The sequence below is a fragment of the Bradyrhizobium sp. 956_D2_N1_4 genome (assembly GCF_052076025.1).
GTDB classification, from domain to species: Bacteria; Pseudomonadota; Alphaproteobacteria; order Rhizobiales; family Xanthobacteraceae; genus Bradyrhizobium; species Bradyrhizobium barranii.
In genome coordinates this window covers 626465-650550 of sequence record NZ_CP197237.1, presented here as the reverse complement: position 1 = coordinate 650550, position 24086 = coordinate 626465, and the positions used below count along the sequence as shown (strand labels likewise).

The following is a 24086-nucleotide window of genomic DNA, read 5'->3' as shown; positions in this document are numbered from 1 at the left end:
AAGCGGATGATCCAGTACGCCGCGGCCTCTCGGTTCACGGCGCCGTCTCGGAATACTGGATGCCCCGCCTACGCGGGGCATGACGATGAGAAAATGATCTCACCCACCCTCCCCGCCGAACTGAAAGCCGCCCTCGACGGCAAGCTTCAGGGCTTCTCCCGCACCGACGCCGCACAGCGCTCGCAAAAAATCTCGACCGCCTATCGCGCAGGCGGCACCTCCGGCACCATCAAGTCGGAGGCCGATGCGCTCGCCTACGCGCTGGCGCGGATGCCAGCGACCTATGCGGCCGTGGCCGCCAGCCTGAATGCGCTGACCGAGATGGCGCCGGACCTCGCCCCGGAAACCCTGCTCGACGTCGGCGCAGGCCCGGGCACCGCGAGCTGGGCCGCTGCTGAGGCCTTTCCGTCGCTGCAGGATTTTACCCTGCTCGACGCCAACGCCACCCTCAGCCGTCTCGCGCTCGAACTGGCGCATGACAGCACACGTCTCGCCGATTGCCGCTATCTGCCGGGCGACGCCGGTGCCAATCTCGCCGAGGTCTCGCAAGCCGATCTCGTCGTCGCGAGCTACGTCATCGGCGAGCTCAGCGAGACCGATCAGCGCAAGCTTTCGGAAACGATGTGGGCGAAAGCACGCCACGCGCTGGTCGTGATCGAGCCCGGCACACCGGCCGGCTACGCGCGCATCCTCGCGCTGCGCCAGCAGCTGATCGCGCTAGGTGCCTACGTCGCCGCGCCCTGCCCGCACGAAAAACCCTGCCCCCTCGTAGCGCCCGACTGGTGCCATTTCAGCCAACGCCTGCCGCGCTCGCAGGCGCACCGGCAGATCAAGGGCGCCGACGTGCCGTTCGAGGACGAGCGCTTCATCTACACCGCCCTGACCCGGACAGCGCCCGCAACACGTGCCGCGCGCGTGCTGGCGCCGCCGGATGTCGGCAAAGCCGAGATCACCGCAAAGCTCTGCACGGAGGGCGGCCTCGCTATCACCAAGGTCCCGCGGCGCGACAAGGCCGGCTATGCAAGCGCCCGGCGCTGGCGCTGGGGCGACGCGGTCATTGCCGAAAGTTAACTTCGTCGGACGCTTTTGCCTTGAACTCGGATGGTTCCCCATTCGACCAAGTCTTACCTTCCTCTGCGCCGGGCTCTCGTCCTGTGCCAATTTGGTCTAGGCTGCGCCCGCCTGCTTCCCCCTTCAGGAGTTCTCCATGTCGACCGGCTGGATCGTTCTCGGCGTCATCGTCGTCCTCGTGTTCCTGGCGTTCAGCGCCTACAACCGGCTGGTGGCGCTGGGCCAGCGCGTCGGCCAGGCCTTTGCCGACATCGACGTGCAGCTCAAGCAGCGCCACGATCTGATCCCGAACCTGGTCGAGACGGTGAAGGGCTATGCTTCGCATGAGCGTGGCACGCTCGACGACGTCATCAAGGCGCGCAACTCGGCGATGTCGGCGCAGGGACCGGCACAGGTATCCGCCGCCGAGAACCAGCTCTCCGGCGCGCTCGGCCGGCTGATCGCGCTGTCGGAGGCCTATCCGGACCTCAAGGCCAACGCCAACTTCCAGCAGCTCGCCAGTGAGCTCTCCGACCTCGAGAACAAGATCGCGGCGAGCCGCCGCTTCTTCAACAACGCGGTCCAGGAGTACAACACCGGCATCCAGCAGATGCCCGCCGCCCTGTTCGCCGGCATGTTCGGCTTCACCAAGAAGGACTTCTTCGATCTCGGCGCCAGCCGCACCGAAGTCGAGGCCACTCCGCAGGTGAAGTTCTGAGTTGAGCCGATAGGCCGGCAGGGCATCGCGTCATGGCCGCGTATGGTCTCTACACGCACATCGCCTCGAACAAGTTTCGTTCGATGCTGCTGCTCGCCGGCCTGTTCATGCTGGTCTACGTGCTGGTCTATGCCGGCGCGCTGGTCGCGGAAGTCGTCATCAACAGCAATGGCACTGTCGCCTACTATCTGAGCCGCGCTTTCCACGACCTCATCGTCGCCGCGCCGTTCGCGACGATCGCGGCGGCGGTCTGGATCGTCATCGCCTATTTCTTCCACCAGTCAATGATCGATGCCGTGACCGGCGGCCACGACGTCACCCGGCAGGAAGAGCCGCGACTCTACAATCTGCTCGAAAACCTCTGCATCTCGCGCGGCATCACCATGCCGAAGCTGAAGATCATGGAGAGCCCGGCGCTGAACGCGTTCGCGACCGGCCTCAATCCGCGGCAATATTCGATCACCGTGACCACGGGTCTCCTCAATGCGCTTGATGACAAGGAGATCGAGGCGGTGCTGGGCCACGAGCTGACCCACATCAAGAACGGCGACGTCCAGCTCATGGTCGTCGCCGTCATCATCGCCGGCGTGGTCGGCTTCTTCGGCGAGTTGTTCTTCCGCCTGTTCACGAGCTTCAACTGGAGCTCCGGCTCCGGCGGCTCGTGGTCGTCGGGCTCGTCCTCATCGTCGCGATCGTCCTCGTCGTCGAGCGACAGCAAGAGCTCCGGCGGCGGCGCGGTGATCGTGATCATCATCGCGGTCGTGCTGATCGTGGTGGCGTGGCTGTTGTCGCAGGTGGTGAAGCTCGCGCTGTCGCGTTCGCGCGAATATCTCGCCGACGCAGGCTCCGTCGAGCTGACGAAAGATCCGGACGCCATGATCTCGGCGCTGCGCAAGATCGAGAACCGCGGCGAGCTGCCGGGCGCGACTTCGGCGGTGATGGAGCTCTGCGTCGACAATCCGCGCGAGGGCTTTGCCGATTTGTTCGCGACCCATCCCTCGGTGCAGTCCCGGGTCGACGCGCTGGTCAAGTTCGCCGGCGGCCATGATCCCGGCCCGCTGCCGCCGCCCGACGAGGCGGACGAGCCTGAGGCACAGGTGAAGCGGCAGGACGGCCCGCCGCCGTTGCGCCAGGGGCCTTGGGACGATGCAGGCAGCTCGGCCGGTCCACCGCCCGTGCCCGCCCCCTCCGGAACTGCAGCCGGCAATCCGATGGGTCCATGGGGCCGTCGTTAAGGGCGGGATTTTAAGCGACTTGCGAAGGGTTGCGTTGCGATTGGGAAAAACCTCGGAAATTGCCACAACCAGAGGCCGAGGATTTGAATTCTCCCTTGTTTCTGCCATGTTCGCGCCCAACAGCAGACTTGGGACATCGATTTGGGGCCCGACCGATTGCAAGGCGCAATCGGAGGGCGCGTTAGGGGACAGCAATGGCAAAGCCGGCAGTGGTTGTGGTGGGCGCGGACAAGGGCGGGGTGGGCAAGACCACGGTGTCGCGCACCTTGCTCGATTATTTTTCCGCCAACAACGTACCGACGCGCGCCTTCGACACGGAGTCGCCGCGCGGAACCCTGAAGCGCTTTCACCCCGAGATCACCGAGATCGTCGACATGATGACGACCTCGGACCAGATGAAGATCTTCGACACGCTCAACGCGGCGAGCCCGTCGGTGACCGTGATCGACGTCCGCGCCGGCCTGCTCTCGCCGGCGCTGGCCTCGCTGCGCGACATCGGCTTCCTCGACGCAGCCAAGGCCGGCCAGATCACCTTCGCGGTGTTCCACATCCTGGGCCCCTCGATCGCGTCGCTCGACGAAATCGCCGAGACCGCAGGCTTCATGGGCGGCGCAAAATATTTCCTGGTGAAGAACTTCATCAACGACACCCAGTTCTTCCAGTGGGACCAGGCGACCTACAATTCCTACTTCCACCGCATCAAGGACGCGACCGAGCTGACCATCCCCAAGCTCAACGAAATGGCCTATGAGCAGGTCGAAGTGTCCTCCGTCCCGTTCCTGAAATTCGTCGCCAACAAGGGCATCAACGACGAAGCCGCGAACTATTCCTTCGTGCTGCGCGGCTATGTCCGCCACTGGCTGGCGAATGTCTGGAGCGAGTTCGACCGGATCCGGCTGACCGACATCGTCGGTTCGAAGCCCGCCACCCGCAACAGCGAAAAATAGTTGCAGAGCCCGGGCGGATACGGCTGGATTGGACGGTGAGTTCGCCTGATATAGCTGTCGATGCCCGCGACGCCCCTTTACATCATCTGCTCGCCCCGCCCGCAGGTCGGCAAGACGCTGCTGGCGCGGCTATTGAGCGAATTTTTGCTGCTCAAGAACGGCGACGTCGCGGCCTTCGACGTCAACCTGAAGGAACCGTCGCTGCTCGACTATCTGCCGAAGGTCACCGAAACGGCTGATGTGATCGACACCTACGGCAAGATGCAGCTGATGGACCGCGTCATCGTCGATGACGGCCTAGCCAAGGTGATCGACCTCGGCTTCCACGCCTTCGACGAGTTCTTCAAGATGACCGACGAGATCGGCCTGTTGAAGGAGGCCGCACGCCGGCACGTCGCGCCGATGATCCTGTTCGTCGCCGACACCGACCGCGTCTCGGCCCGCGCCCACGAGATGCTGCGCGGACAGATCCCGCGGATGAACCTGATCACGGTGGACAATGAGCACATCGTGCGCGGCGAGCTGCCGGCCGCGATGGCGACCGGGCGGCTGTTCCGCCTGCCCGCGCTACCCGGCTTCCTCAAGACCTATATCGACCGGCTCAACTTCTCCTTCACCGGCTATCTGCGCCAGGAGAAGGACGCCTCCACCGAGCTGCACCAGTGGACCCGGCGGAACTACCTCGCCTTCCGCGAGCTCGAGCTCAGCCTGATCCTGCAAAGCTCCTGAGGCGATAATTTTACCCGGATAATATTGACTGCGGGGCTGACCGCGCCTATTGAGGCGGAGATCGGTATCCCTCTCAGCAAGGTCCCACCCCCGTGAGCATCGACCGGAAGGCAGCCATCGCCGCCTACAAGGAGCGCAAGACCATTGCGGGCATCTACGTCGTCCGCTGCGCGGCATCGGGCGAGGCCTGGGTCGGCCAGGCGCCGAACCTGCAGACCATCCAGAACCGCATCTGGTTCTCGCTCCGCCAGGGCAGCCACACCTGCCGTACCCTCCAGGCTGCGTGGAACGCGCATGGCGAGGCGGGCCTGACGTTCGGCGAATGCGAGCGGCTGGAAAATGAGGAGACTGACTACGTCAGGAACGCGCTCCTGAAGGAGCGCATGCTGCATTGGCGGTCCGCATTGAAGGCCGAGGCGATCTGACGATCGCCGGGGTGGCGACGCGGCTCAATGCCCTTCGAACGTCATCAGCGTTCGCACCGGCACGTCCATCGCGCGCAGCTTGGCGGCGCCGCCGAGATCGGGGAGGTCGACAATGAAGCAGGCGGCGACGACATTGGCGCCGATTTGGCGGAGGAGCTTCACCGCGCCTTCCGCGGTGCCGCCGGTGGCGATGAGATCGTCGACCAGGATGACGCGCTCGCCGGGCTGGATCGCGTCGACATGCATCTCCATCTCGTCGATGCCGTATTCGAGCGAGTAGGCAATGCGCACGGTGGTGTGCGGCAGCTTGCCTTTCTTGCGGATCGGCACGAAGCCGGCGGAGAGCTGATGCGCCACCGCGCCGCCGATGATGAAGCCGCGCGCCTCCATGCCGGCGACCTTGTCGATCTTGTTGCCGGCCCAGGGATTGACGAGCTCGTCGACCGCGCGGCGGAACGCGCGCGCATCCGCGAGCAGCGTGGTGATGTCGCGGAACATGATCCCCGGCTTGGGATAGTCGACGATGGTGCGGACGCTCGCCTTCAGATCGTGGTCAAAGGTCATTGGTGCCTCTCAATCAACGCGCGCATCCAGCCGGAACGCATTCTCGACAATCCTCAGGCCCACCTCGCCGCTGAGCGACATCAGCGATTCCGGATGGAACTGCACGCCGGCAACCGGCAGCGTCTTGTGCTCGAGCGCCATGGCGACACCGTCCTCGGTGCTGGCGGTGACATCAAGCACCTCGGGCATGCTGTCGCGCTCGACATAGAGCGAGTGATAGCGGCCGATCACGATCTCGTTCGGCAAATTGCGCATCAGGCGGCCGCCGCGCACCTGCACCCGCGAGGGCCGGCCGTGCGCGGGATGCGTGAGTTGACCGAGCTCCCCGCCGAAATATTCGCCGATCGCCTGCACGCCGAGACAGACGCCGAACACCGGCAGCTTCTTCTCCAGCGCCGCATCGATGGTCTTCTTGATCCCGAAATCTTCGGGCCTGCCTGGTCCGGGTGACAGCACCAGCAAATCCCACCTCTTCCGCTTGAGCATGTCGAGCGCATGCACATGGCGGACCACGGTGACGTCGGCGCCGACCTGGCGGAAATAATCGGCCAGCATGTGCACGAAGCTGTCGTCGTGATCGATCAGCAGCACCTGCTTGCCCGAGCCGGTCGCATCGGGCGCGAAGGCCGACAGCGGCTTTGGCGGATCGCCGCGCAGCGCCTGGAACAGGGCTGCGGCCTTGACCTGGCACTCGCGGTCTTCGGCCGCGGGATCGGAATCGAACAGGCAGGTGGCACCGACGCGCACCTCGGCGAGACCATCCTTCATGCGGATGGTGCGGATGGTGAGGCCGGTGTTGATGCTGCCGTCGAAATTCACCGCGCCGATCGCGCCGGCATACCAGCGCCGCGGCGAACGCTCGTGATCCTCGACGAACTGCATCGCCCAGAGTTTTGGCGCGCCCGTCACCGTCACCGCCCAGGCATGGGTAAGGAAGGCATCGAGCGCGTCGAAGCCGGGACGCAGCATGCCCTCGACGTGATCGACGGTGTGGAACAGTTTTGAGTAGGTCTCGATCTGGCGGCGCGCCAAGACCTTGATCGTGCCCGGCACGCAGACGCGCGCCTTGTCGTTGCGGTCGACGTCGGTGCACATGTTGAGTTCGAACTCGTCCTTCTCCGAGTTCAGGAGCTGGCGGATCTGCTCGGCATCGCCGATCGCATCGGTGCCGCGCGCGATCGTCCCTGATATCGGGCAGGTCTCGACGCGGCGTCCGTCGGAGCGCACGAACATTTCCGGCGAGGCGGAGACGAGGAACTCGCCCTCGCCGAGATTCATCAGCGCGCCGTAGGGCGACGGGTTGATGACGCAGAGGCGCTGGAACACTTCCGCCGGCGAGCGATCGCAGGGCTCGGCGAAGAGTTGTCCGGGCACCGCCTCGAACAGATCGCCGCGCGCGAAAGCCGCGCGCGCGGTCTCGACCGTGGCCTGATATTCACCAGGCGCGTGATCGGCAAAGCCCTGGCGCGGTGTCTTCAGGTACGGGCTCTCGACGGTCTCGCGCGGCAGGCCTTCGGTGGACTTGCCCTTCCACGCAAAATCGTAACTCAGCACCACGCCGCGGCCGGTCGCACGGTCGTAGGCGAGCAGGCGATCGGGGACGTAGAGCACGATATCGCGCTGGTCCTGCTCGCGTGCGCGCTTCTGCACGAGGTCCTCGATCTGGAACACGAGGTCGTAGGCGAAGGCGCCGAACAGGCCGAGCAGCCCGTCATCGTTGGCGGAGAAGGCGGCGACGAGATCGCGCACCAGCGACATCACGCTGGCGCGCCGCGTGCGCTGGTCTTCCTCGACCGGCGCATCGCCGCGGATGATGTGGCCGGCAAGCCGCGTGGCGGTCTTCTCGGAGATCACGACGCAGGGCTCGTGCAGCACGTCTGCGAGGAAGGCGATCAGCACCTGGCCGCGTTCATTGAGCGCTTCCAGCTTGAAATTGACGCCTGTGGTCTCGAGCTTGAGCGGCGGGTCGGAGAAGCCGAGGTCAAAGCTCTCGTAGCGGCCGGGCACGGTCGTGCCCGAGGACAGCACCACGCCGCGGCGGCGGTCGAGCAGGTTGATGAGATCGTCGAGCCTGTTGGCGCCGCCAGTGAACTGCTCCGCCACACGCGTGATCGCGAGACCGCCGCGGGTCACGTAGTCGCTTCGAGCCGGGAGGGCAAAGACTGTCCTGTTCATGTCGTCCTCTTACGAAACTTGCCGAGGAAACGCCACACAGGACAAACGATCAGGCCGCCGCACTGCGTGGCGACCTTCGACGATTTTGAGAAATGAAATCGCACCGGCCACCTCTTTAGGAGGTGCGCCACCAAAGACGGGCTGGGCGGACGGCGGTGCTCATGGGGCGGATACTCACCATGGCGCGGGGACGGCGTCAAGGGTGGGCGGGCGCCGTCCGAGCTCCAGGCGATCAGCCGAGATGCTTCCGGAAAAACTCCGTCGCCCTGCCCCAGGCGAGCTCGGCGGCTTCGCGGTCGTGCACGGCTTGGCGCTGCTCGTTGACGAAAGCGTGCTCGGCATCATAGCGGAACAGCTCGAGCGACTTGCCGGCGGCCTTCATGCCGCTTTCAAAGGCATCGACCAGTTGCGGCGTGCACCAGTCGTCCTTGTTGGCGAAATGGGCCTGGAGCGGGATCTTGACGTCGGCGGGCTTGGCCGCCTGCTCGGGCGGGATGCCGTAGAAGACGACGCCGGCCGCGAGCTCCGGAATCTTGGTCGCGCCGATGATGGTGACGGCGCCGCCGAGGCAGAAGCCTGTTAGCCCGACCTTGGCGCCGTTGCGCGACAGATATTGCGTGGCGCCGCGCACGGTCTGCGTGGTGGCGTCCATGAAATCGAGCGAGTTCATCTCTTTGCCGGCGGCGTCCGTGTCGTGATACGGCACCACCTTGCCCTTGTAGAGATCGGGCGCCAGCGCATCGAAGCCGGCGAGCGCAAAGCGGTCGCACAGGCCCTTGATCTGATCCGACAGGCCCCACCATTCCTGGATCACGACCACGCCCGGCGCGTTGCCGCGCGCGGCGTTGGCGAGATAGCCCGAGGCGTCCTTGCCGTCCGGGCGCTTGAAGGTGATGGTGGTTCCCATGGTGTCCTCCGATGAGTTTCTGGGGGAGCGGTTGGCGGTATTTTGGCGTTTGAGCGAGCGATAGGCAATCGCGCCAAACAACACACGCTCGTGTCCAACAAAAAAGCCCCCTTGCGGGGGCCTCTTCATTTTCGTCTCGATCCGCTCAGTGGGAGTCGGCCCAGACCTTTTTCTTCGTGAAGTACATCAGGCCCGCGAAGATGATCAGGAACACGAACACCTGGAAGCCGAGGCGCTTGCGCGCTTCCATGTGGGGCTCGGCGGTCCACATCAGGAACGTGGTGACGTCCTTGGAATATTGCGCGACCGTGGTCGGCGAGCCGTCGCCATAGGTTACCTGGCCGTCGCTGAGCGGCTTCGGCATCTTGATGGCGTGGCCCGGGAAGTACTTGTTGTAGTAGGAGCCTTCGGGGATGGTGACGCCTTCAGGCACCTTGTCCTCAAAGCCCTGGAGCACCGCCGCGACATAGTCCGGGCCCTGCTCCTGGTACTGGGTGAAGAAGTCGAAGATGAACCAAGGGAAGCCGCGGCCGTAGGAGCGCGCCTTGGTGATCAGCGACAAATCGGGCGGCGCCGCACCGCCGTTCGCCGCACGGGCCGCCTGCTCGTTCGGGAATGGCGAGGGGAAATAGTCCGCCGGCCGGCCCGGGCGCTCGAACATGTCGCCCGCATCGTTCGGGCCGTCCTTGACCTTGTAGTCGGACGCAAACGCCGCTGCCTGCGCCACCGAATAGCCGGGGCCGCCGGCTTCCGCGAGGTTGCGGAAGGCGATGTAGGACAGGCCATGGCAGCTCGAGCAGACCTCCTTGTAGACCTGCAGGCCGCGCTGGAGCGCGCCGCGGTCGTACTTACCGAAAGGGCCGGAGAACGACCATTTGTTGCCCGGCGGCCTGTCGCTGCCTTCGGAGGCGCGAGCGTCCTGAAGGCTGCCGAGGAACAGCGCGCCGGCGGCGACGAGCGCGATGGCGACCGAAGCCACCGCCTTGCCGCCCTTGGCCAGGATCGCCTCCGAGATCGAGTTCGGCACCGGCCGCGGCGTCTCGATGCGCGAGAGCAGCGGCAGCACGATCAGGAAGTAGGCGAAGTAGCAGACCGTCAGGACCCGGCCGGCGATCACGTAGATGCCTTCCGGCGGCTGCGCGCCGAGATAGCCGAGCAGGATGCAGACCGCGACGAAGATCCAGAAGAACTGCTTGGCCAGCGGCCGGTACTTCGACGACCTGGTCTTGGCGGCATCGAGCCAGGGCAGGAAGCACAGGATGATGATCGCCGAGAACATCCCGATCACGCCCGCGAGCTTGTTCGGGATCGAACGCAGGATCGCGTAGAACGGCAGGTAATACCATTCCGGCACGATGTGCGGCGGCGTCACGCCCGGGTTCGCCGGGATGTAGTTGTCGGCGTCGCCGAGATAGTTCGGCATGTAGAAGATGAACCAGGCGTAGAGCAGCAGGAAGCAGGCGACTCCGAACCCGTCCTTGATGGTCGCGTGCGGCGTGAACGGCACCGTGTCCTTTTCCGTCTTCGGCTCGACGCCGTCAGGATTGTTCTGGCCGGCGACATGCAGCGCCCAGACGTGGAGCACGACGACGCCAGCGATCAGGAACGGCAGCAGATAGTGCAGCGAGAAGAAGCGGTTCAGCGTCGGGTTGCCGACCGAATAGCCGCCCCACAACAGTGTCACGATGCTCTCGCCGACATAGGGAATGGCGGAGAACAGATTGGTGATGACGGTGGCGCCCCAGAAGCTCATCTGGCCCCACGGCAGCACGTAGCCCATGAAGCCCGTCGCCATCATCAGGAGGTAGATGATGACGCCGAGGATCCACAACACCTCGCGCGGCTCCTTGTAGGAGCCGTAATAGAGACCGCGCAGCATGTGGACGTAGACCGCGAAGAAGAACATCGACGCGCCGCAGGCATGCATGTTGCGCAGCAGCCAGCCGTAATTGACGTCACGGACGATCAGCTCGACCGACTTGAAGGCGAGATCGGCGTGCGGCGTGTAGTGCATCGCCAGGACCACGCCGGTCAGGATCTGCATCCCCAGCATGAAGGAGAGGATGGCGCCGAAGGTCCACCAGTAATTCAGGTTGCGCGGGGTGGGATAGACGACGAAGGAGGAATGGACGAGACCGATGATCGGCAGACGTCGCTCGATCCATTGCAGGGCCGGATTGCTCGGCTGGTAGTCGGATGGTCCGCTCATGATGCGATCCTGAGGAAATATAACGACGAGACGGCGCGAAGCTTCGGGCGAAGGCCCGAAGCTCAGCCGATCTGGATTTTGGTGTCGGAAACGAACTGGTACGGCGGCACCGGCAGGTTCGCGGGCGCGGGCCCCTGGCGGATGCGGCCGGACGAATCGTACTGCGAACCATGGCAGGGGCAGAAGAACCCGTCGTAATTGCCCTCATGAGCGATCGGGATGCAGCCGAGATGGGTGCAGATGCCGATCACGACCAGCCACTGCTCGTGGCCCGGCTTGACCCGGGCCTCGTCGGACTGCGGATCGGGCAGGCTCGCCACGTTGACGGCGCGCGCCTCGTCGATCTGCTTCTTGGTGCGGTGGCTGACGTAGATCGGCTTGCCGCGCCAGAACACCTTGATGTCCTGCCCCTCGGCGACCGGGCTGAGATCGACCTCGATCGGCGCACCGGCGGCGATGGTCGACGCATCAGGATTCATTTGAGAGATGAAGGGCCAGAGCGCAGCTGCGCCCCCTACTGCTGCAGCTGCCCCCGTTGCAACGAATAAGAAATCACGGCGTGTCGGATGGTCCGCCGAAGACGCTGTCGTCACGATTCCAACCCTTTCTTCTTATGCTGCCGACGGAACCGTTCCGGGAGCCCCCAAGGTCCCCAAAACAGTGTGCCGGCGCCCGCGGCCCCCCGCGGCGGCAGAACTTCACTTGTCCCCACCGAAACAAGGCGAAAACAGCAGTCCAGAATCGTTCTATTGGCACCCTTGCCGGGCGAGCGCAAGCCCGCTAACGGCGTGGGGGCGTGCAATGCACGAATTCCGCAGCCAGCGATGTTTTATTGAGACATTTCCGGCCCGCACCGACCCCGATACAGCCCATGCAGATCGCGCTTTTCCAACCCGACATCGCCCAGACCACCGGCACGATTCTCAGGCTCTGTGCCTGCCTGGGCATGGCCGCCCACATCATCGAGCCGGCGGGCTTCCCGTTCTCCGACCGCTTGTTCCGCCGGGCGGGAATGGACTACCTCGATCATGTCAGCGTGACCCGCCACGACTCCTGGTCGAAATTCGAGGAATGGCGTGCGACACAGGGCTACCGCCTGCTGCTGTTCACCACCAAGGCCGCCACCGATTACCGCGATTTTCATTACCAGACGTCGGACATCCTGCTATTCGGGCGCGAGAGCGCCGGCGTCACCGACGCGGTGGTCGAGGCTGCGGACGCGCGGCTGGTGATCCCGATCACGGCGGGGCTGCGGTCGCTCAATGTCGCCATGACCGCGGCGATGGCCGCAGGCGAGGCGCTGCGGCAGCTCCGGAACCCGTAAGTTTGAGATGTTGAGGAGAGATCATTGAGTTACGCGGTCAAGGAAATCTTCCTGACCCTGCAAGGCGAAGGCGCCCATGCCGGGCGCGCGTCCGTGTTCTGCCGCTTTGCCGGCTGCAACCTCTGGAGCGGCCGCGAGGCCGACCGCGAGGCCGCGACCTGCAAATTCTGCGACACCGACTTCGTCGGCACCGACGGCACGCTCGGCGGCCGCTATGCCTCGGCCGCGGAACTCGCCAACACCGTCGCCGCGCAATGGACGGCTGCCACCGACAGCAACCGTTACGTGGTGCTCACCGGCGGCGAGCCGCTGCTCCAGGTCGATGCCGCCCTGATCGACGCCCTCCACGCCCGCGGCTTCGAGATCGGCGTCGAGACCAACGGCACGATTGTGGCGCCTGAGGGGCTCGACTGGATCTGCGTCAGCCCCAAGGGCGGCAGCGAGCTCGTCCAGCGCCGCGGCCACGAGCTGAAGCTGGTCTATCCGCAGGCCCTCGCCGCGCCCGAGACCTTCGAGGGTCTCGCCTTCGAACGCTTCTCGCTGCAACCGATGGACGGACCCGAGGTTGCCCAAAACACCGTGCGTGCGATCGACTATTGCCTGCGCCATCCGCAATGGCGGCTGAGCGTGCAGACGCATAAATCGCTCGGCATCAGATAGGATTGGTTTTCGAACAGATGTGGGAATTGACGAAATCGTTCCGCTTCGAGGCGGCGCACTCATTGTCGGGGACGACCTTTGGCGCCGCAAGCGAAGAGATCCACGGCCACTCCTTCCGCGCCGAGGTGACGTTGCGCGGCACGCCCGACCCTGCGACCGGCATGGTGGTCGATCTCGGCCTCGTCCAGCGCGCCATCGAGGACGTGCGGCTCACGCTCGACCACAAATACCTCAACAAGATCGAGGCGCTGGGCACACCGACGCTGGAAAACCTCTCGCGCTTCGTCTGGGAGCGGCTCCAGCATATCGGCAAGCTCACCCGCGTCAGCATCCACCGCGACAGTTGCAACGAGAGCTGCACCTATTACGGTCCGCAGGGTTAGACTTCGTAGGGTGGGCAAAGCGAAGCGTGCCCACCAATCAAGACGACAGTGAATATGGTGGGCACGGCGCAAGAGCGCCTTTGCCCACCCTACGAGACCGGTTTTGGAATTGGACATGGACATCTCGACAATCGAAGACCGCAAGACGCGCGCCCGCGCCTGGTTCGAAGCTTTGCGCGACGACATCTGCGCGAGCTTCGAGCGGCTGGAGGATGACGCCCCCCAAAGCCTTTATCCGGGCGATGCCGGCCGCTTCAAACGCACGCCCTGGCAGCGCACCGATCATACCGGCGCGCCCGGCGGTGGCGGCGTGATGTCGATGATGTCCGGCCGCCTGTTCGAGAAGGTCGGCGTGCATTGCTCGACGGTGCACGGCGAATTCGCGCCCGAGTTTCGCGCCCAGATCCCCGGCGCGGCAGACGACCCCAAGTTCTGGGCCTCCGGCATCTCGCTGATCGCGCATCTGCGCAATCCGCACGTGCCCGCCGTGCACATGAACACCCGCTTCGTCGTCACCACAAAAGCCTGGTTCGGCGGCGGCGCCGATCTCACGCCGGTGCTCGACCGCCGGCGCACCCAGGACGATCCCGACACGCTCGCCTTCCACGCCGCGATGAAGGAGGCCTGCACGGGCCCGAACGGCGTTGCCGACTACGACAAGTACAAGAAATGGTGCGACGAGTATTTCTACCTGCCGCACCGCAAAGAGGCGCGCGGCATCGGCGGCATCTTCTACGACTGGCACGACAGCGGCGACTGGGACGCCGACCTCGCTTTCACCCAGGATGTCGGCCGCGCCTTCCAGAAAATCTACCCTGACATCGTCAGGCGCAATTTCGCGAGCGCCTGGACCGCTGAGGATCGCGAGGAGCAATTGATCCGGCGCGGACGCTATGTCGAATTCAACCTGCTCTACGACCGCGGCACCATCTTCGGGCTCAAGACCGGCGGCAACGTGGACTCCATCCTGTCGTCGCTGCCGCCGGAGGTGAAATGGCCATGAGCACCGCGATGCCTCCGCTGCCGCGCGCCATGCTGATCGACATGGACGACACCATCCTTTCGGCCTACGGCCGGCCCGAGATCGCCTGGAATACGATCGCAGAAGAATTTGCCGACGAGCTCGCGCCGCTGCCGCCGCAGCAGGTCGCGACCGCAGTTTTGGCCTTCGCACGAAACTTCTGGGCGAATGCGGAAGCCGCGTGGCGGATGAAGCTTGGCGAGGCACGGCGGCTCACGGTGCGGGGCGGCTTCGCCGCGCTCGCCGCCGACGGCCACCGCGCCCTCTCCGACGATCTCGCCGATCGCCTCGCCAACCGCTTCACGACCTATCGCGAAGAAGCGATCTTCGTGTTCCCCGGTGCGCATGATGCGATCGACTCTTTCAAGGCACGCGGCGTCAAACTCGCGCTGGTCACCAACGGCGCCGCCGACATGCAGCGCGCCAAGGTCGAGCGCTTCGAGCTCACGCATCGCTTCGATCACATCCAGATCGAGGGCGAGCACGGTTTCGGCAAGCCCGAGGAGCGCGCCTATCTGCACGCGATGGAGGCGCTCGGCGTCACCGCGAAAGACACCTGGATGATCGGCGACAATCTGGAATGGGAAGTCGTGACGCCGCAGCGCCTCGGCATCTACTCGATCTGGATCGACGTGCATGGCGACGGCCTGCCCGAAGGCTCGGCCGTCAAGCCCGACCGCATCATCCGCTCGCTGACCGAACTCGTGCCGGACCAGCCGTAACCCAGGCGAAAACAAAACATCGAAAACAACCCCATGCACAGTAGCCGGCTGCTGCAATTTCAACAGCTTGCCGCAAACGCAATGCATTGCTGATTTTACGAAATCATTTGACGCGTCGGGCAAAACAGGCGCATGATGCCATCATCGCCGCGCCTGGGACGGAATAGCCCCTGGTGACCTCGAGCGATCCCCCACTCGAACCTCTGCCATCGACGTTTCGGCAGTCTGTGCAAGCCGCAGCCAATTCACGGGTCCCATAGCCCGTGATCGGCCTGTCATGACGGCTTGCTAGCCTCCCCTCTCGTCGATCAACCCCGAAAGGACCATCCATGGAACTGAAAACCGGCGACGTCGTGATGCTGAAATCCGGCGGCCAGCCGCTGACCGTCGCAGAGGTGAAAGGCGACGACATCCTCTGCCTCTGGATGGGCTCGGAAGGCGATCTGTTCCGCGAGACACTGCCGCTGGCCGCGCTCGACCGCCTGGAAGTGGAAGATCACGACGAGGATGAGGACGAAGACGAGGATGACGAGTAGGCACGCCTAAGCGGCCTGCGATTGCGAGAAAGGGAGACCTGAAGTCTCCCTTTCTTCACGTCTTCAGATCCGCTGATCAGAAGCGATAGTTCACACCAACGCGGGCGATGTCGAAGCTCGGCTTGATATCGACGTGAGTCGCGATGACGCCCGTCAACCCGGCCGGCGATTGAAGCGAGCCGGTCAAGTTGTAGCCTTTCGTGCCGAAACCCATGTGCAGATACTCGCCCTTGACCGACCACCCTGCCCCCAGAGCATATTCGAAACCGCCGCCAACCGCGTAGCCGATCAGGACGGCGCTGTCAGAAGCGCTCATGGAGCCCAGCGGTCCCAGGGTTGGCGGGAAGAGGGCAGTGACGATACTGCCCGTAGCGTTCGCACTGACCTTGGTATCGGCCAACGCAATACCGCCGGTCGCGTAGAGCAACGCCGGCCCAAACGCATAACCCACTCGGCCACGGAAGGTCGCATACCAATCGGTGCTGACGGACGTGCTGCCGCTGAAATTGCCGCCGATGAAGACGGGAACAGCAATAGCCGAGTTGCCGGTGCTGGCCTTTGAATTGAGATACTGCCAATCAGCCTCGATGCCGAGCACCGTCTGCTCAATCTGCCAGTTGTAGCCGGCCTGGATGCCGGCGGTGACCCCATTACCGTTGCCGGACACGGGGTTGAAGGCATAGATGCCCGAACCGCCATTCGAGTTCACGATTGTCCCGGTGGCGTTCGACGCACCGTAGCTGCCCCAGCCATAACCAACGTTGCCGCCGATATAGAATCCCGTCCAGTTGCCCACCTGAGCGGGAGCCTTCGACGACATACGGACCGGCGCCAGATCCGCAGCCTGGGCTGTGATCGGGCCGAGAGCGACTGTCGACAGCAATACAAGCGAAAACTTCCTCATTTCAACACCCCCCTTATTGAGCCGCACTGGCGGCCTGCCAATCATCATGAAGCAAAACCAACGCAGCATCAAAGCGCGATTGAATGCGCGAATCAGATCGCCCAATCGTTGCGCTCGGAGCCGGCGACGCCCTTCGCTGCTCGGGGCGGACAATGCGACGCCGTGTCTGCTCTGTTTGGTGAAGCGGACCTCGAGGGACTGCCTCTCCCGGCTTCCTAATCTAGCGAGAGGGAGCTCGTGCCAAGTGCAAGGCGGCCTCAACGCCGCCTTCCAGGATCTGCTCCGCCTGCGCAGCGTTGGGCACGGCCCGCGCGAACTGAAGGGTGCCCACCATGAGGCCGAAGATGGCGGTCGCGCGGCGGCGGCTCGCTGATGCATCTGCGTCAGGAAGCAGTGCGGCCAATGTCGCAACGTAGCTTCGCAGCCCCTTCTCGTAATCTCTCCTTGTGGACAGGGGCTGTCGGGCGATTTCGGGGAGCAACGCCGCCGAGGGGCATCCGCCCGTCGGGTCTTCGAGGTGAGCACGGTTCAGGTATCTCCGGATCGCGCCCTCAAGGTCCGGGCCGCTCCGCTGATCCTCATCGAGGCGATGTTGCTGGTCGTCGAGCGCGCTCGCCAGCGCCTCGCGAACGAGCGCATCTTTGGATTCGAAGTGCGGGGAGAATGCGCCTTTGGTCAGGCCGGCCTCGTCCATGATCCCGGCGATCCCGGTGGCGGAGATGCCGTTCCGGCGCATGCACTTCGACGCCACATCGATGATCTGCCGTCGCGTCGCCGCCTTATGACCTTTCTCGAAGCGCATCTTCTCTCCTCTCCACCAATATCCCGCAGCCCTTACGCTGCGGCCGCTTCCAGCAAAGCTTGGAGGTCGCGATCAAGTTGCTAGGCCACTGGATCGACATCATCGCGGCCAAACCGACTGAAAACGGATGCTGGTCGATCACGACGTTAGATCGCACTCGACTCTGCGCCCAAGATGCCCTCGATGCCGCGGGCAAGGTTTAGAAGCCCTCGGTCGCTCCCTAAGGGGGCATCCAGCTCAAGCCCAATCGGCAGCCCCGCGCGAGACAAGCCAACAGGAAGGCTGACACCGGGCAACCCCACGCTGCTTGCCGACACGGTGCGGTTCGCCAAAGCGAGGTAGCTAACTTCCTGCCCCCCGATATGGACGGTCGCCTGCTCCTCGATCAAAGGCGCCGTGCAGGGCGTGGTCGGTTGCAGAATGACCAGCGCCCCATGAGAGACGAACGCCGTGTTGAGTCGGCGCTGGATTTCCGGCCGGCTCACGTCGAGCGCAGTCTGATAGGCCTCTGCCGAGGTAGCACCTGCGCCACCCGGCAGCACGATGTGCCCCCACGCCTGCCGAAGTTGGGGCTTAAGGCCCTCATAAATGGCCTCGAACGTGGTCGGAATGTCATGGCGGCGAAGAAATTCCGAAATTTCGCCCATCGTCTCATGAGCGAAGATGCCCCATGTTGCGGTTTGGACGAGGGAATTGAAATCGTCGCCAAGATCTACTTCAACGATCTCGGCGCCGGCGTCCTGCAAGCGCCGAACCACCTCGCGGAAGCGGGTCTCGACTTCCGAGTCCACCAGATCCAGGAACTGTCGCGGCGCGAAGGCCAGCCGGACTCCCTTCAGGTCGTAGCCGCCGTTGGAGAACTCCGCAGCTTGTTCACCGGTCACGACCTGATCCACCAAAATGCAGTCCTCGACGTTTCGGGCGAACACGCCCGTCGTATCGAGCGTATGGGAGATCGGCGCAACGCCGTCGCGTGGCCAACGTCCAGTGGTTGGCTTGAAGCCCACGACCCCACAGAACGATGCGGGTACCCGGATGGACCCAACGGTGTCACCGCCCAAGGACGCGGGAACGATGCCGGCGGCCACGGATGCGGCGGAGCCGCTCGAGGAGCCGCCCGACACGCGATCTCGTGCGTGCGGATTCTTCACCTGGCCATAACGTGCGTTGTGACCAGTCAAGCCGTATGACATCTCGACGAGGTTGTTCTTGCCGAAGACCAAGGCGCCTGCCCCCTTAATGGCCCGGACAGCGTCGGCATCTTCGCGCGGCACGAAGTGAGCGAGGCCTTCGACGCCCAGGCTGGTAGGTAGCCCTTTCGTCAAATAACTGTCCTTCACCCCAAGCGGCACGCCAAGGAGCGGGGCCGCCGATCCGGCCGCACGCGATTTGTCTGCGGCCCTCGCGGCCGCGAGCACCCCGGCCTCGTCGATAGTGATGAAGGCGTTCAGCTCGGCAAGCGCTCGGGCGCGCTGTAAGAGCGCCGCGGTGTAGGCCTCCGAGGTGATGTCGCCGTTGCGAATCGCTGCTGCAGCGGTTGCGAGCCCAAGCGAGTCGACATCTGTGGTTTGTCGCGATGCGACGTGGCGTGAGGCCGTGGTCGTGTCGTCCATGAAATCCTCGCTAGGAGCTGTTTGGCGGCACCCGGCCGCCGCCCAACAGCGGCTCAGCTCGATGCCATTACGGTCACAATATTAAATTACGATCGTAATTCAATAGAATTGGTGGCCTCGCCGGGGACACATGAGCGTGAGGTGCCGATGGATTACGGGCAATGATTGGTTTCAACGGCGATTTCTGCTTTGGGTCACAAGCCGGCATCGACCCAGGGCGCTGGAACGTCTGCTAAGGGGCTAAAAGGCGACATGCGGCCTGTGGAGTCGGCACCGCTCCACGCCGGGTAGCGGCCAGCTCAAAGCTCGGAGACCAATTCCACCAAGATCTGACGCAGCCACGCATGAGATGGATCGTGATCGTAGGAAGCGTGCCAGAGCAGTGAAACAGCTACGTCCTGCAAATCCACCGGAGGCTGGCTCAGGCTAAGCTTGAGTTCTGTGGCGAACAACCGAGCGAGCCGCGCGTGCATTGTCACGACGACAGGTGCGCGTGCCACCAAGGCAGGGACAGTGAGGAAGCGAGGCGTGGTCAGGACAACCGTCCGCCGCAATCCAAGTTTCTCAAGGGCGTCGTCTACCACGCCGCGCACAGTCCGGCCCGGCCGCAGGCTCGTGAGAACATGAGGTAACCGCACATAATCTTCGAGCGAGATTTGGGCGTCGGTGATGCCCGTTATCTCCTTGTTGAACATGCACAGATAGCTCTCATTGAACAGCAGACGCCGCTTGTGGTGGATCTGGCCCTGAGGAAAGACGTCATAGCCAATAGCGAGGTCCAGTTCGTCGGCATCGAGATCATCCAGAAGTCTCGACGAGTCGATGTTGTAGAGCCGCAGATGGACGCCAGGCGCGACCTCGCGCAGGCGTGCGAGGAGAGCGGGAAGGACCAGGATTTCCATGCTGTCTGGGAGTCCGAACCTGAAGGTCCGCTCTGCCGTCGCTGGATCGAATGCGTCGTCGCGTGAGACAATCGTTTGGATTTGAGACAGCGTAGCCCGCACCGGCTCTACCAGCATCACTGCACGAGGAGTGAGGCGCAAGCCGTCGGGCCCTCGCGTCAGAAGCTCGTCGCCGAACAGGTCACGCAGGCGGGCGAGGTTGTGGCTCATCGCCGACTGACCAATGCCTACACGGCCCGCAGCTCGCGTGACGCTACGTTCGCGAAGCAAGGCATCGAGGTGAACCAGTAGGTTTAGGTCGAGATGGCTTAGATTGACGGCATCGATACCCATCATCGATCCAATCTGTTTGATCAATGAGCATAGGCCGCCCATCTTATGTGGCAAGGGAACGGAGGGCGTGGCCCACCGCCCAGCTAAAGGAGATCAACATGTCAATCCGCAGTAGCCTTTTAGCCGCCACACTAGCCTTAGCCGCTTTTGGAACCGCTCATGCAGATAGCCTCAGGCCAATTCAGGCAAAGAGCATCGATCTCGGCGGGGTGTCCGGCGTCGCCTATTACACCGTTGAGCGCGATGGGTTCCATGTCGTGACGACCCTTGCTCAGGGCGAGACGGGAACGCCAATCCGCGTAGTCTCTGTTCTTGCGCCAGGCCAAAGCGTTGTTCTCTCAACGTCCCAGCAGCCACGTGCGCTTGAAATCAGCCGGGCGGGCAACGAAGTGTTGGTCCGCAAGGCGGCGCCCGTCACAAATTAAGGTTCGAGCCTAGCGGGCGCGGTAATTTTCGGCGCCCGCTCTAACCCCGGAAGGCGTCAGGCGGCCCTCACGCCGGCGATGGTGAAGCGCACCAGCAGGTGATAGCTCGTCGGCATGGCGTCGGACCCGGTGGTGAGATCAGCCGAGAGTCTTGCGACGTTCCGCGTCGACTTGAGCCCGCCATTGCTTGACGAGATCGCGACGGCGACCGGGATAGCGTTCCGTCCTGAGCTTGATCTTTTCTATCCGATCCGCCCGGAATGAGCGGAAGTCCTTTCGCATTTCGCACCAGCCGGCAATGATGCGCCGGGAATCGAAAAAGCCGACGCCAATTGGCCAGATGATCCGCGTGGTCTTCGCGCCTTGCGGGTCGCGATACACAATGGAAAGCTTGTGTTGGTCGCGCATGGCTTGCCGCACGACGCGAAGGTCGACGGCTTCGGGTTGCTTCGGTCTGCGCCCTACGTGAAAGGCACTGTCGTCCAGCTTGTGTTGCAGCTCCGAGGGAAGGACCGCGCCAATTTTAGCGAGCGCGTCACGCGCCGCCAGCGCGAACTCATCATCAGTCTGGCGAGATACCCATTGGGCGCCCAGCGCCAAGGCTTGGATTTCCTGTTCCGAGAACATCAGGGGAGGAAGGAGGAAGCCGGGTTGCAAGACATAGCCAAAGCCAGGCTCACCGTCGATTTGTGCGCCCAAGCCCTGCAAGTCGGCGATGTCGCGATAAATCGTTCGCAACGACACACCCGCCTCAGCCGCAAGGTCGTTGCCCGACACCGGGGTGCGGTGCCGCCGCAAGATCTGCATGAGGTCGAATAATCGTTGGCTCTTCGACATAGACCAAGTCTAGCACGAATCCTGCCAAAAAATGGCAGTAGGCGTCGCGGGCGACGGGCGGCGGGGCTTTACTGGCCCAGACGGCATTTACATCGCTACCAGAGCCTTTCCGGCGAGCATGTGCCCGGCTTCAAGCGCCGCGATGAGCGGGATCGCATCGTTCAGACGCACGGTCTCAGCAACTGGCAAGCGCAGCTTTCCATTCGCCGAAGCGACGGCAAGGCCGTCAAGGATATCAGCCCGCGCGGTGCAGACGATCGGCTTGAGTTTCCGGTTGAAGATCGCACGGATGAACTTGATTGGCGCTGGATTGATATCGAGATACACGCCGCCTTCGCGAAGCAGGCCAACCCCGGCAGCAACCGCCATCGTTCCCGCCGTGTCATACACTACGTCGAAGCGTTCACGGATCTTCGACAGATCGGTGGCCCGATAATCGAAGAGAGGCTGGACGTCCAAGTCACGGGCTCGCTGCATCGCCTGCGCACTGCATGTCCCCGCGACGGTCGCCCCGAACATCTTTGCGAGCTGCACCGTGGCCTCGCCGACAGCGCCGGTGCAGCCGTTGATGAACACCTGGCTGCCGGATTTCAGGGCAGCCTTGTCCACGAGGCCGTTCCATGCGGTGACCCCCGGCGTAGCCAGGCAAGCCGCGTCCTCGAACGAGACTGAATCCGGCCTCCTGGCGACGAAGGTTTGGGGAGCGATGACGGCTTCCCCAAGCGCGCCGCCATGCTTTATCTGCGCCATGCCGAATACGGGATCGCCAATCTTGAAGCGCGTGACACCAGCGCCGACAGCGGTCACGATGCCGGAAAAATCGCTGCCCATGGCACGCGGAAATTTCTTCCCCGTCACCATTTTGAGATAGCCATTGCGCACCTTCCAATCGATGGGATTGATGGCGGCGAACTCGACCTTGACCGCGACTTCGCCGGTCCCCGGAGCCTTCAGCTCGAAGGCTTCGAGCTTCATCGTTTCAGGGCCGCCGTAGCTGTAATATTGAATCCGTTTCATGGTCGATCGTGCCTTAGTGCGGTTGGACGGTCGCCGTGTAGGCGGCGAACGGAGTCGCGTCGTAGATCACTTCGGTCGACGCGATCTTGCCGTTCTTCACCTTGAGGAGTTCCGCGACGACGGCGTTGGCAACCGGATGGGTGTCCGCGCTGTAAACGACGACAGCCTGATCATCGTCGCCGTAGACGGCGAGAACCGTGACCTTCTTGATCATGCGGGCGAAACCCTCGTGGAATTCGCGAAACTTCTGCATGCCGGCGATCCGCCCGCGTGGCGACGTGCAAACAACGTCGTCCGCCGACACGGAAGTAATCGTATCCACGCTCCTGCTGGCGATGGCCTCGATGTAGGTCTTGGCGATCTGCAGCGCCTGGCCGTTGCTCTGGGTTTTCATCGTCTTCCTTTCAGTAAAAATGCCCTGAAAGAAGACCTAGCGCAGGCCAGTGACAGATTCTGGCAGTAGGAAATCGGCGCAGCCGAAGGCGCCTTCGCGCCGCGAGCGGCCTGCCTCGCCTGTGCTGTCCACTGCCCCGGACCTCGCGCTCCGCCAACCTTCATTTGAATGATGACGAGACAATTGGTCGCAACCACTTTCCACCGAAAGGCCTGAATGAGGTCGGGAGAGATGAGCACCTGTCCAGCATGCGGCAGTGGATCAACTGCCAAACTGTTTGAAGTGACCGCAGATCAGGCCTCTCGATCCTTCGTCAGTCCGCGCCAGTATCCGGATCGCTCTCGAAAGTTAATAAGCCACCTGTCGCTGCTCTGGGGCCGCGACACCTGCGATATCCGCAAATGCGCGGATTGCGGATTCGGATTTGCAGATCCGTTCGTCGCGGGCGGCGCCGAGTTTTATAACCTGGCCGCGCCGCACCCTTCCTATCCAACCATGAAATGGGAGTATGAGAGGACGATCGAGGAGCTGAGCGGCCTCGGCACTGCCGGAAAAACGGCGATCGATGTCGGGGCCGGGTTTGGCTATTTTCTCGATCACATCAAGGACAAACTCTTTCGCGCGTCCGATATTTACGCGGTCGATTACAACGAAGCAGCGCAACAGGCCTTGCGATCGAAAGGCTACAAGACCTTTTCGGTCGACCTTCGGGAGGATGGCTTCACTCCGATGAAGGAGGCCTTCGACATCATCTTCATGTTTCAGGTGTTCGAGCACATGGACCGGGTGGATGACGTCTTCGCGCGATTGAAATACCTTCTCAAGGCGCAAGGCTCTGTCTTCATCGCCGTGCCGAATGATATCCGAACGCACTACATGGAGGGCCACGGATCGCTCATCGACATGCCGCCGAACCACATTGGCCGCTGGACGAAGGACGCGTTTGACGCGGTATGTCGACGACACGGCCTGCAATTGAGCATTTGCGAGCGGGAACCATTCAATCTCCTGAAGTTTCTCAGGGAAGACATCGTGGACAGCTTTTTGCGCAGTGCAGAGAAACCGGGCAGCGTCAGTGAGTTCGTGCGCGGCCTGCCGCGAAGCAAAGCGCAGCGGATTGGGCAGGCCGTGATCGCACTTGCGCTTGCACCATTGCGCTTGCCGGCATGGGCCTACGCGGCCAGGAACTCATCGACGCTCGGCAGTGCGCTCTGGGTGAAGATCGACAAAGGCGCGTGATGAGCGGCCACGGTC

At 63.4% G+C, this 24086-nt stretch carries 26 protein-coding genes; 14 read left to right on the top strand and 12 right to left on the bottom strand.

Going from position 1 to position 24086, the window contains the following annotated elements; genetic code table 11:
* The first annotated feature begins 93 nt into the window (after positions 1-93).
* The 6 genes from AB7535_RS03105 to AB7535_RS03080 all read left to right on the top strand — a co-directional run bounded on the left by AB7535_RS03105 (position 94) and on the right by AB7535_RS03080 (position 5104).
* Positions 94-1071: a small ribosomal subunit Rsm22 family protein gene (locus tag AB7535_RS03105; RefSeq protein WP_085402525.1), complete on the top strand. Its 978-nt coding sequence runs from the start codon at positions 94-96 to the stop codon at positions 1069-1071.
* A gap of 136 nt (positions 1072-1207) precedes the next feature.
* Entirely contained in the window at positions 1208-1768 is a 561-nt protein-coding gene (locus AB7535_RS03100) for a LemA family protein (protein ID WP_014497379.1), read from the top strand.
* Positions 1769-1800: 32 nt separating this feature from the next.
* Positions 1801-3003 (top strand): M48 family metalloprotease, encoded by a 1203-nt coding sequence (locus AB7535_RS03095; RefSeq protein WP_085402524.1) that lies wholly within the window; start codon positions 1801-1803, stop codon positions 3001-3003.
* A gap of 194 nt (positions 3004-3197) precedes the next feature.
* On the top strand, positions 3198-3950 hold the full coding sequence (locus tag AB7535_RS03090) for a hypothetical protein (protein WP_085402523.1): 753 nt from the start codon (positions 3198-3200) through the stop codon (positions 3948-3950).
* 60 nt (positions 3951-4010) lie between these two features.
* Positions 4011-4679: a hypothetical protein gene (locus AB7535_RS03085; RefSeq protein ID WP_085402522.1), complete on the top strand. Its 669-nt coding sequence runs from the start codon at positions 4011-4013 to the stop codon at positions 4677-4679.
* Between the two features lie 92 nt (positions 4680-4771).
* The gene (locus tag AB7535_RS03080) at positions 4772-5104 is read left to right on the top strand and encodes a GIY-YIG nuclease family protein (RefSeq protein WP_085402521.1); all 333 of its coding nucleotides are present in this window, start codon (positions 4772-4774) and stop codon (positions 5102-5104) included.
* A gap of 24 nt (positions 5105-5128) precedes the next feature.
* On the opposite strand, the gene AB7535_RS03075 is transcribed toward AB7535_RS03080, so the two are convergent.
* The 5 genes from AB7535_RS03075 to petA all read right to left on the bottom strand — a co-directional run bounded on the left by AB7535_RS03075 (position 5129) and on the right by petA (position 11552).
* Entirely contained in the window at positions 5129-5668 is a 540-nt protein-coding gene (locus AB7535_RS03075) for an adenine phosphoribosyltransferase (RefSeq protein ID WP_038943444.1), read from the bottom strand.
* A gap of 9 nt (positions 5669-5677) precedes the next feature.
* Complete coding sequence (locus AB7535_RS03070; RefSeq protein WP_085402520.1) at positions 5678-7843, bottom strand: anthranilate synthase component I; 2166 nt, start codon at positions 7841-7843, stop codon at positions 5678-5680.
* A 232-nt stretch (positions 7844-8075) separates the two neighbouring features.
* A complete protein-coding gene (locus tag AB7535_RS03065; protein WP_085402587.1) occupies positions 8076-8750 on the bottom strand; it encodes a dienelactone hydrolase family protein in 675 nt (224 codons plus the stop codon).
* Between the two features lie 145 nt (positions 8751-8895).
* Entirely contained in the window at positions 8896-10959 is a 2064-nt protein-coding gene (gene fbcH / locus AB7535_RS03060) for a cytochrome b/c1 (RefSeq protein ID WP_071916174.1), read from the bottom strand.
* Between the two features lie 62 nt (positions 10960-11021).
* Positions 11022-11552 (bottom strand): ubiquinol-cytochrome c reductase iron-sulfur subunit, encoded by a 531-nt coding sequence (petA, locus tag AB7535_RS03055; protein ID WP_063985148.1) that lies wholly within the window; start codon positions 11550-11552, stop codon positions 11022-11024.
* A gap of 278 nt (positions 11553-11830) precedes the next feature.
* Between petA and AB7535_RS03050 the strand changes: the two genes are divergently transcribed.
* The 6 genes from AB7535_RS03050 to AB7535_RS03025 all read left to right on the top strand — a co-directional run bounded on the left by AB7535_RS03050 (position 11831) and on the right by AB7535_RS03025 (position 15605).
* A complete protein-coding gene (locus AB7535_RS03050) occupies positions 11831-12283 on the top strand; it encodes a tRNA (cytidine(34)-2'-O)-methyltransferase (protein ID WP_439037220.1) in 453 nt (150 codons plus the stop codon).
* 24 nt (positions 12284-12307) lie between these two features.
* Entirely contained in the window at positions 12308-12943 is a 636-nt protein-coding gene (gene queE / locus AB7535_RS03045) for a 7-carboxy-7-deazaguanine synthase (RefSeq protein ID WP_085402518.1), read from the top strand.
* A 17-nt stretch (positions 12944-12960) separates the two neighbouring features.
* A complete protein-coding gene (locus AB7535_RS03040) occupies positions 12961-13326 on the top strand; it encodes a 6-pyruvoyl trahydropterin synthase family protein (RefSeq protein WP_028153666.1) in 366 nt (121 codons plus the stop codon).
* Between the two features lie 115 nt (positions 13327-13441).
* On the top strand, positions 13442-14329 hold the full coding sequence (hemF, locus tag AB7535_RS03035; RefSeq protein ID WP_085402517.1) for an oxygen-dependent coproporphyrinogen oxidase: 888 nt from the start codon (positions 13442-13444) through the stop codon (positions 14327-14329).
* Positions 14320-15069 (top strand): HAD family hydrolase, encoded by a 750-nt coding sequence (locus AB7535_RS03030; RefSeq protein ID WP_094184197.1) that lies wholly within the window; start codon positions 14320-14322, stop codon positions 15067-15069. Before hemF ends, AB7535_RS03030 begins: the two co-directional genes overlap by 10 nt.
* Positions 15070-15398: 329 nt before the next feature.
* A complete protein-coding gene (locus tag AB7535_RS03025; RefSeq protein WP_028153663.1) occupies positions 15399-15605 on the top strand; it encodes a YodC family protein in 207 nt (68 codons plus the stop codon).
* A 76-nt stretch (positions 15606-15681) separates the two neighbouring features.
* On the opposite strand, the gene AB7535_RS03020 is transcribed toward AB7535_RS03025, so the two are convergent.
* The 4 genes from AB7535_RS03020 to AB7535_RS03005 all read right to left on the bottom strand — a co-directional run bounded on the left by AB7535_RS03020 (position 15682) and on the right by AB7535_RS03005 (position 20159).
* Positions 15682-16614, bottom strand: a complete 933-nt coding sequence (locus tag AB7535_RS03020) for an outer membrane protein (RefSeq protein ID WP_085402516.1) — start codon at positions 16612-16614, stop codon at positions 15682-15684.
* A 115-nt stretch (positions 16615-16729) separates the two neighbouring features.
* Positions 16730-17311, bottom strand: a complete 582-nt coding sequence (locus tag AB7535_RS03015) for a TetR/AcrR family transcriptional regulator (RefSeq protein WP_354113362.1) — start codon at positions 17309-17311, stop codon at positions 16730-16732.
* A 146-nt stretch (positions 17312-17457) separates the two neighbouring features.
* Positions 17458-18924: an amidase family protein gene (locus tag AB7535_RS03010; protein ID WP_085402514.1), complete on the bottom strand. Its 1467-nt coding sequence runs from the start codon at positions 18922-18924 to the stop codon at positions 17458-17460.
* A gap of 299 nt (positions 18925-19223) precedes the next feature.
* Positions 19224-20159, bottom strand: coding sequence for a LysR family transcriptional regulator (locus tag AB7535_RS03005; RefSeq protein ID WP_063986632.1), 936 nt, complete (start codon positions 20157-20159; stop codon positions 19224-19226).
* Between the two features lie 98 nt (positions 20160-20257).
* On the opposite strand from AB7535_RS03005, the gene AB7535_RS03000 reads away from it, so the two are divergent.
* Entirely contained in the window at positions 20258-20584 is a 327-nt protein-coding gene (locus AB7535_RS03000) for a hypothetical protein (RefSeq protein WP_028158248.1), read from the top strand.
* A 138-nt stretch (positions 20585-20722) separates the two neighbouring features.
* On the opposite strand, the gene AB7535_RS02995 is transcribed toward AB7535_RS03000, so the two are convergent.
* The 3 genes from AB7535_RS02995 to AB7535_RS02985 form a co-directional block, all read right to left on the bottom strand.
* Positions 20723-21421, bottom strand: coding sequence for a helix-turn-helix transcriptional regulator (locus AB7535_RS02995; RefSeq protein WP_085402513.1), 699 nt, complete (start codon positions 21419-21421; stop codon positions 20723-20725).
* A gap of 87 nt (positions 21422-21508) precedes the next feature.
* Positions 21509-22438, bottom strand: a complete 930-nt coding sequence (locus AB7535_RS02990) for an NAD(P)-dependent alcohol dehydrogenase (protein ID WP_085402512.1) — start codon at positions 22436-22438, stop codon at positions 21509-21511.
* Positions 22439-22451: 13 nt separating this feature from the next.
* Positions 22452-22832 carry a nuclear transport factor 2 family protein gene (locus tag AB7535_RS02985; RefSeq protein WP_085402511.1) on the bottom strand — a complete coding sequence of 127 codons (381 nt, stop codon included), beginning with the start codon at positions 22830-22832 and terminating at the stop codon, positions 22452-22454.
* 231 nt (positions 22833-23063) lie between these two features.
* Here AB7535_RS02985 and AB7535_RS02980 point away from each other — a divergent pair, with 231 nt between their 5' ends.
* Complete coding sequence (locus AB7535_RS02980; RefSeq protein ID WP_161495872.1) at positions 23064-24071, top strand: class I SAM-dependent methyltransferase; 1008 nt, start codon at positions 23064-23066, stop codon at positions 24069-24071.
* Positions 24072-24086: the final 15 nt, after the last annotated feature.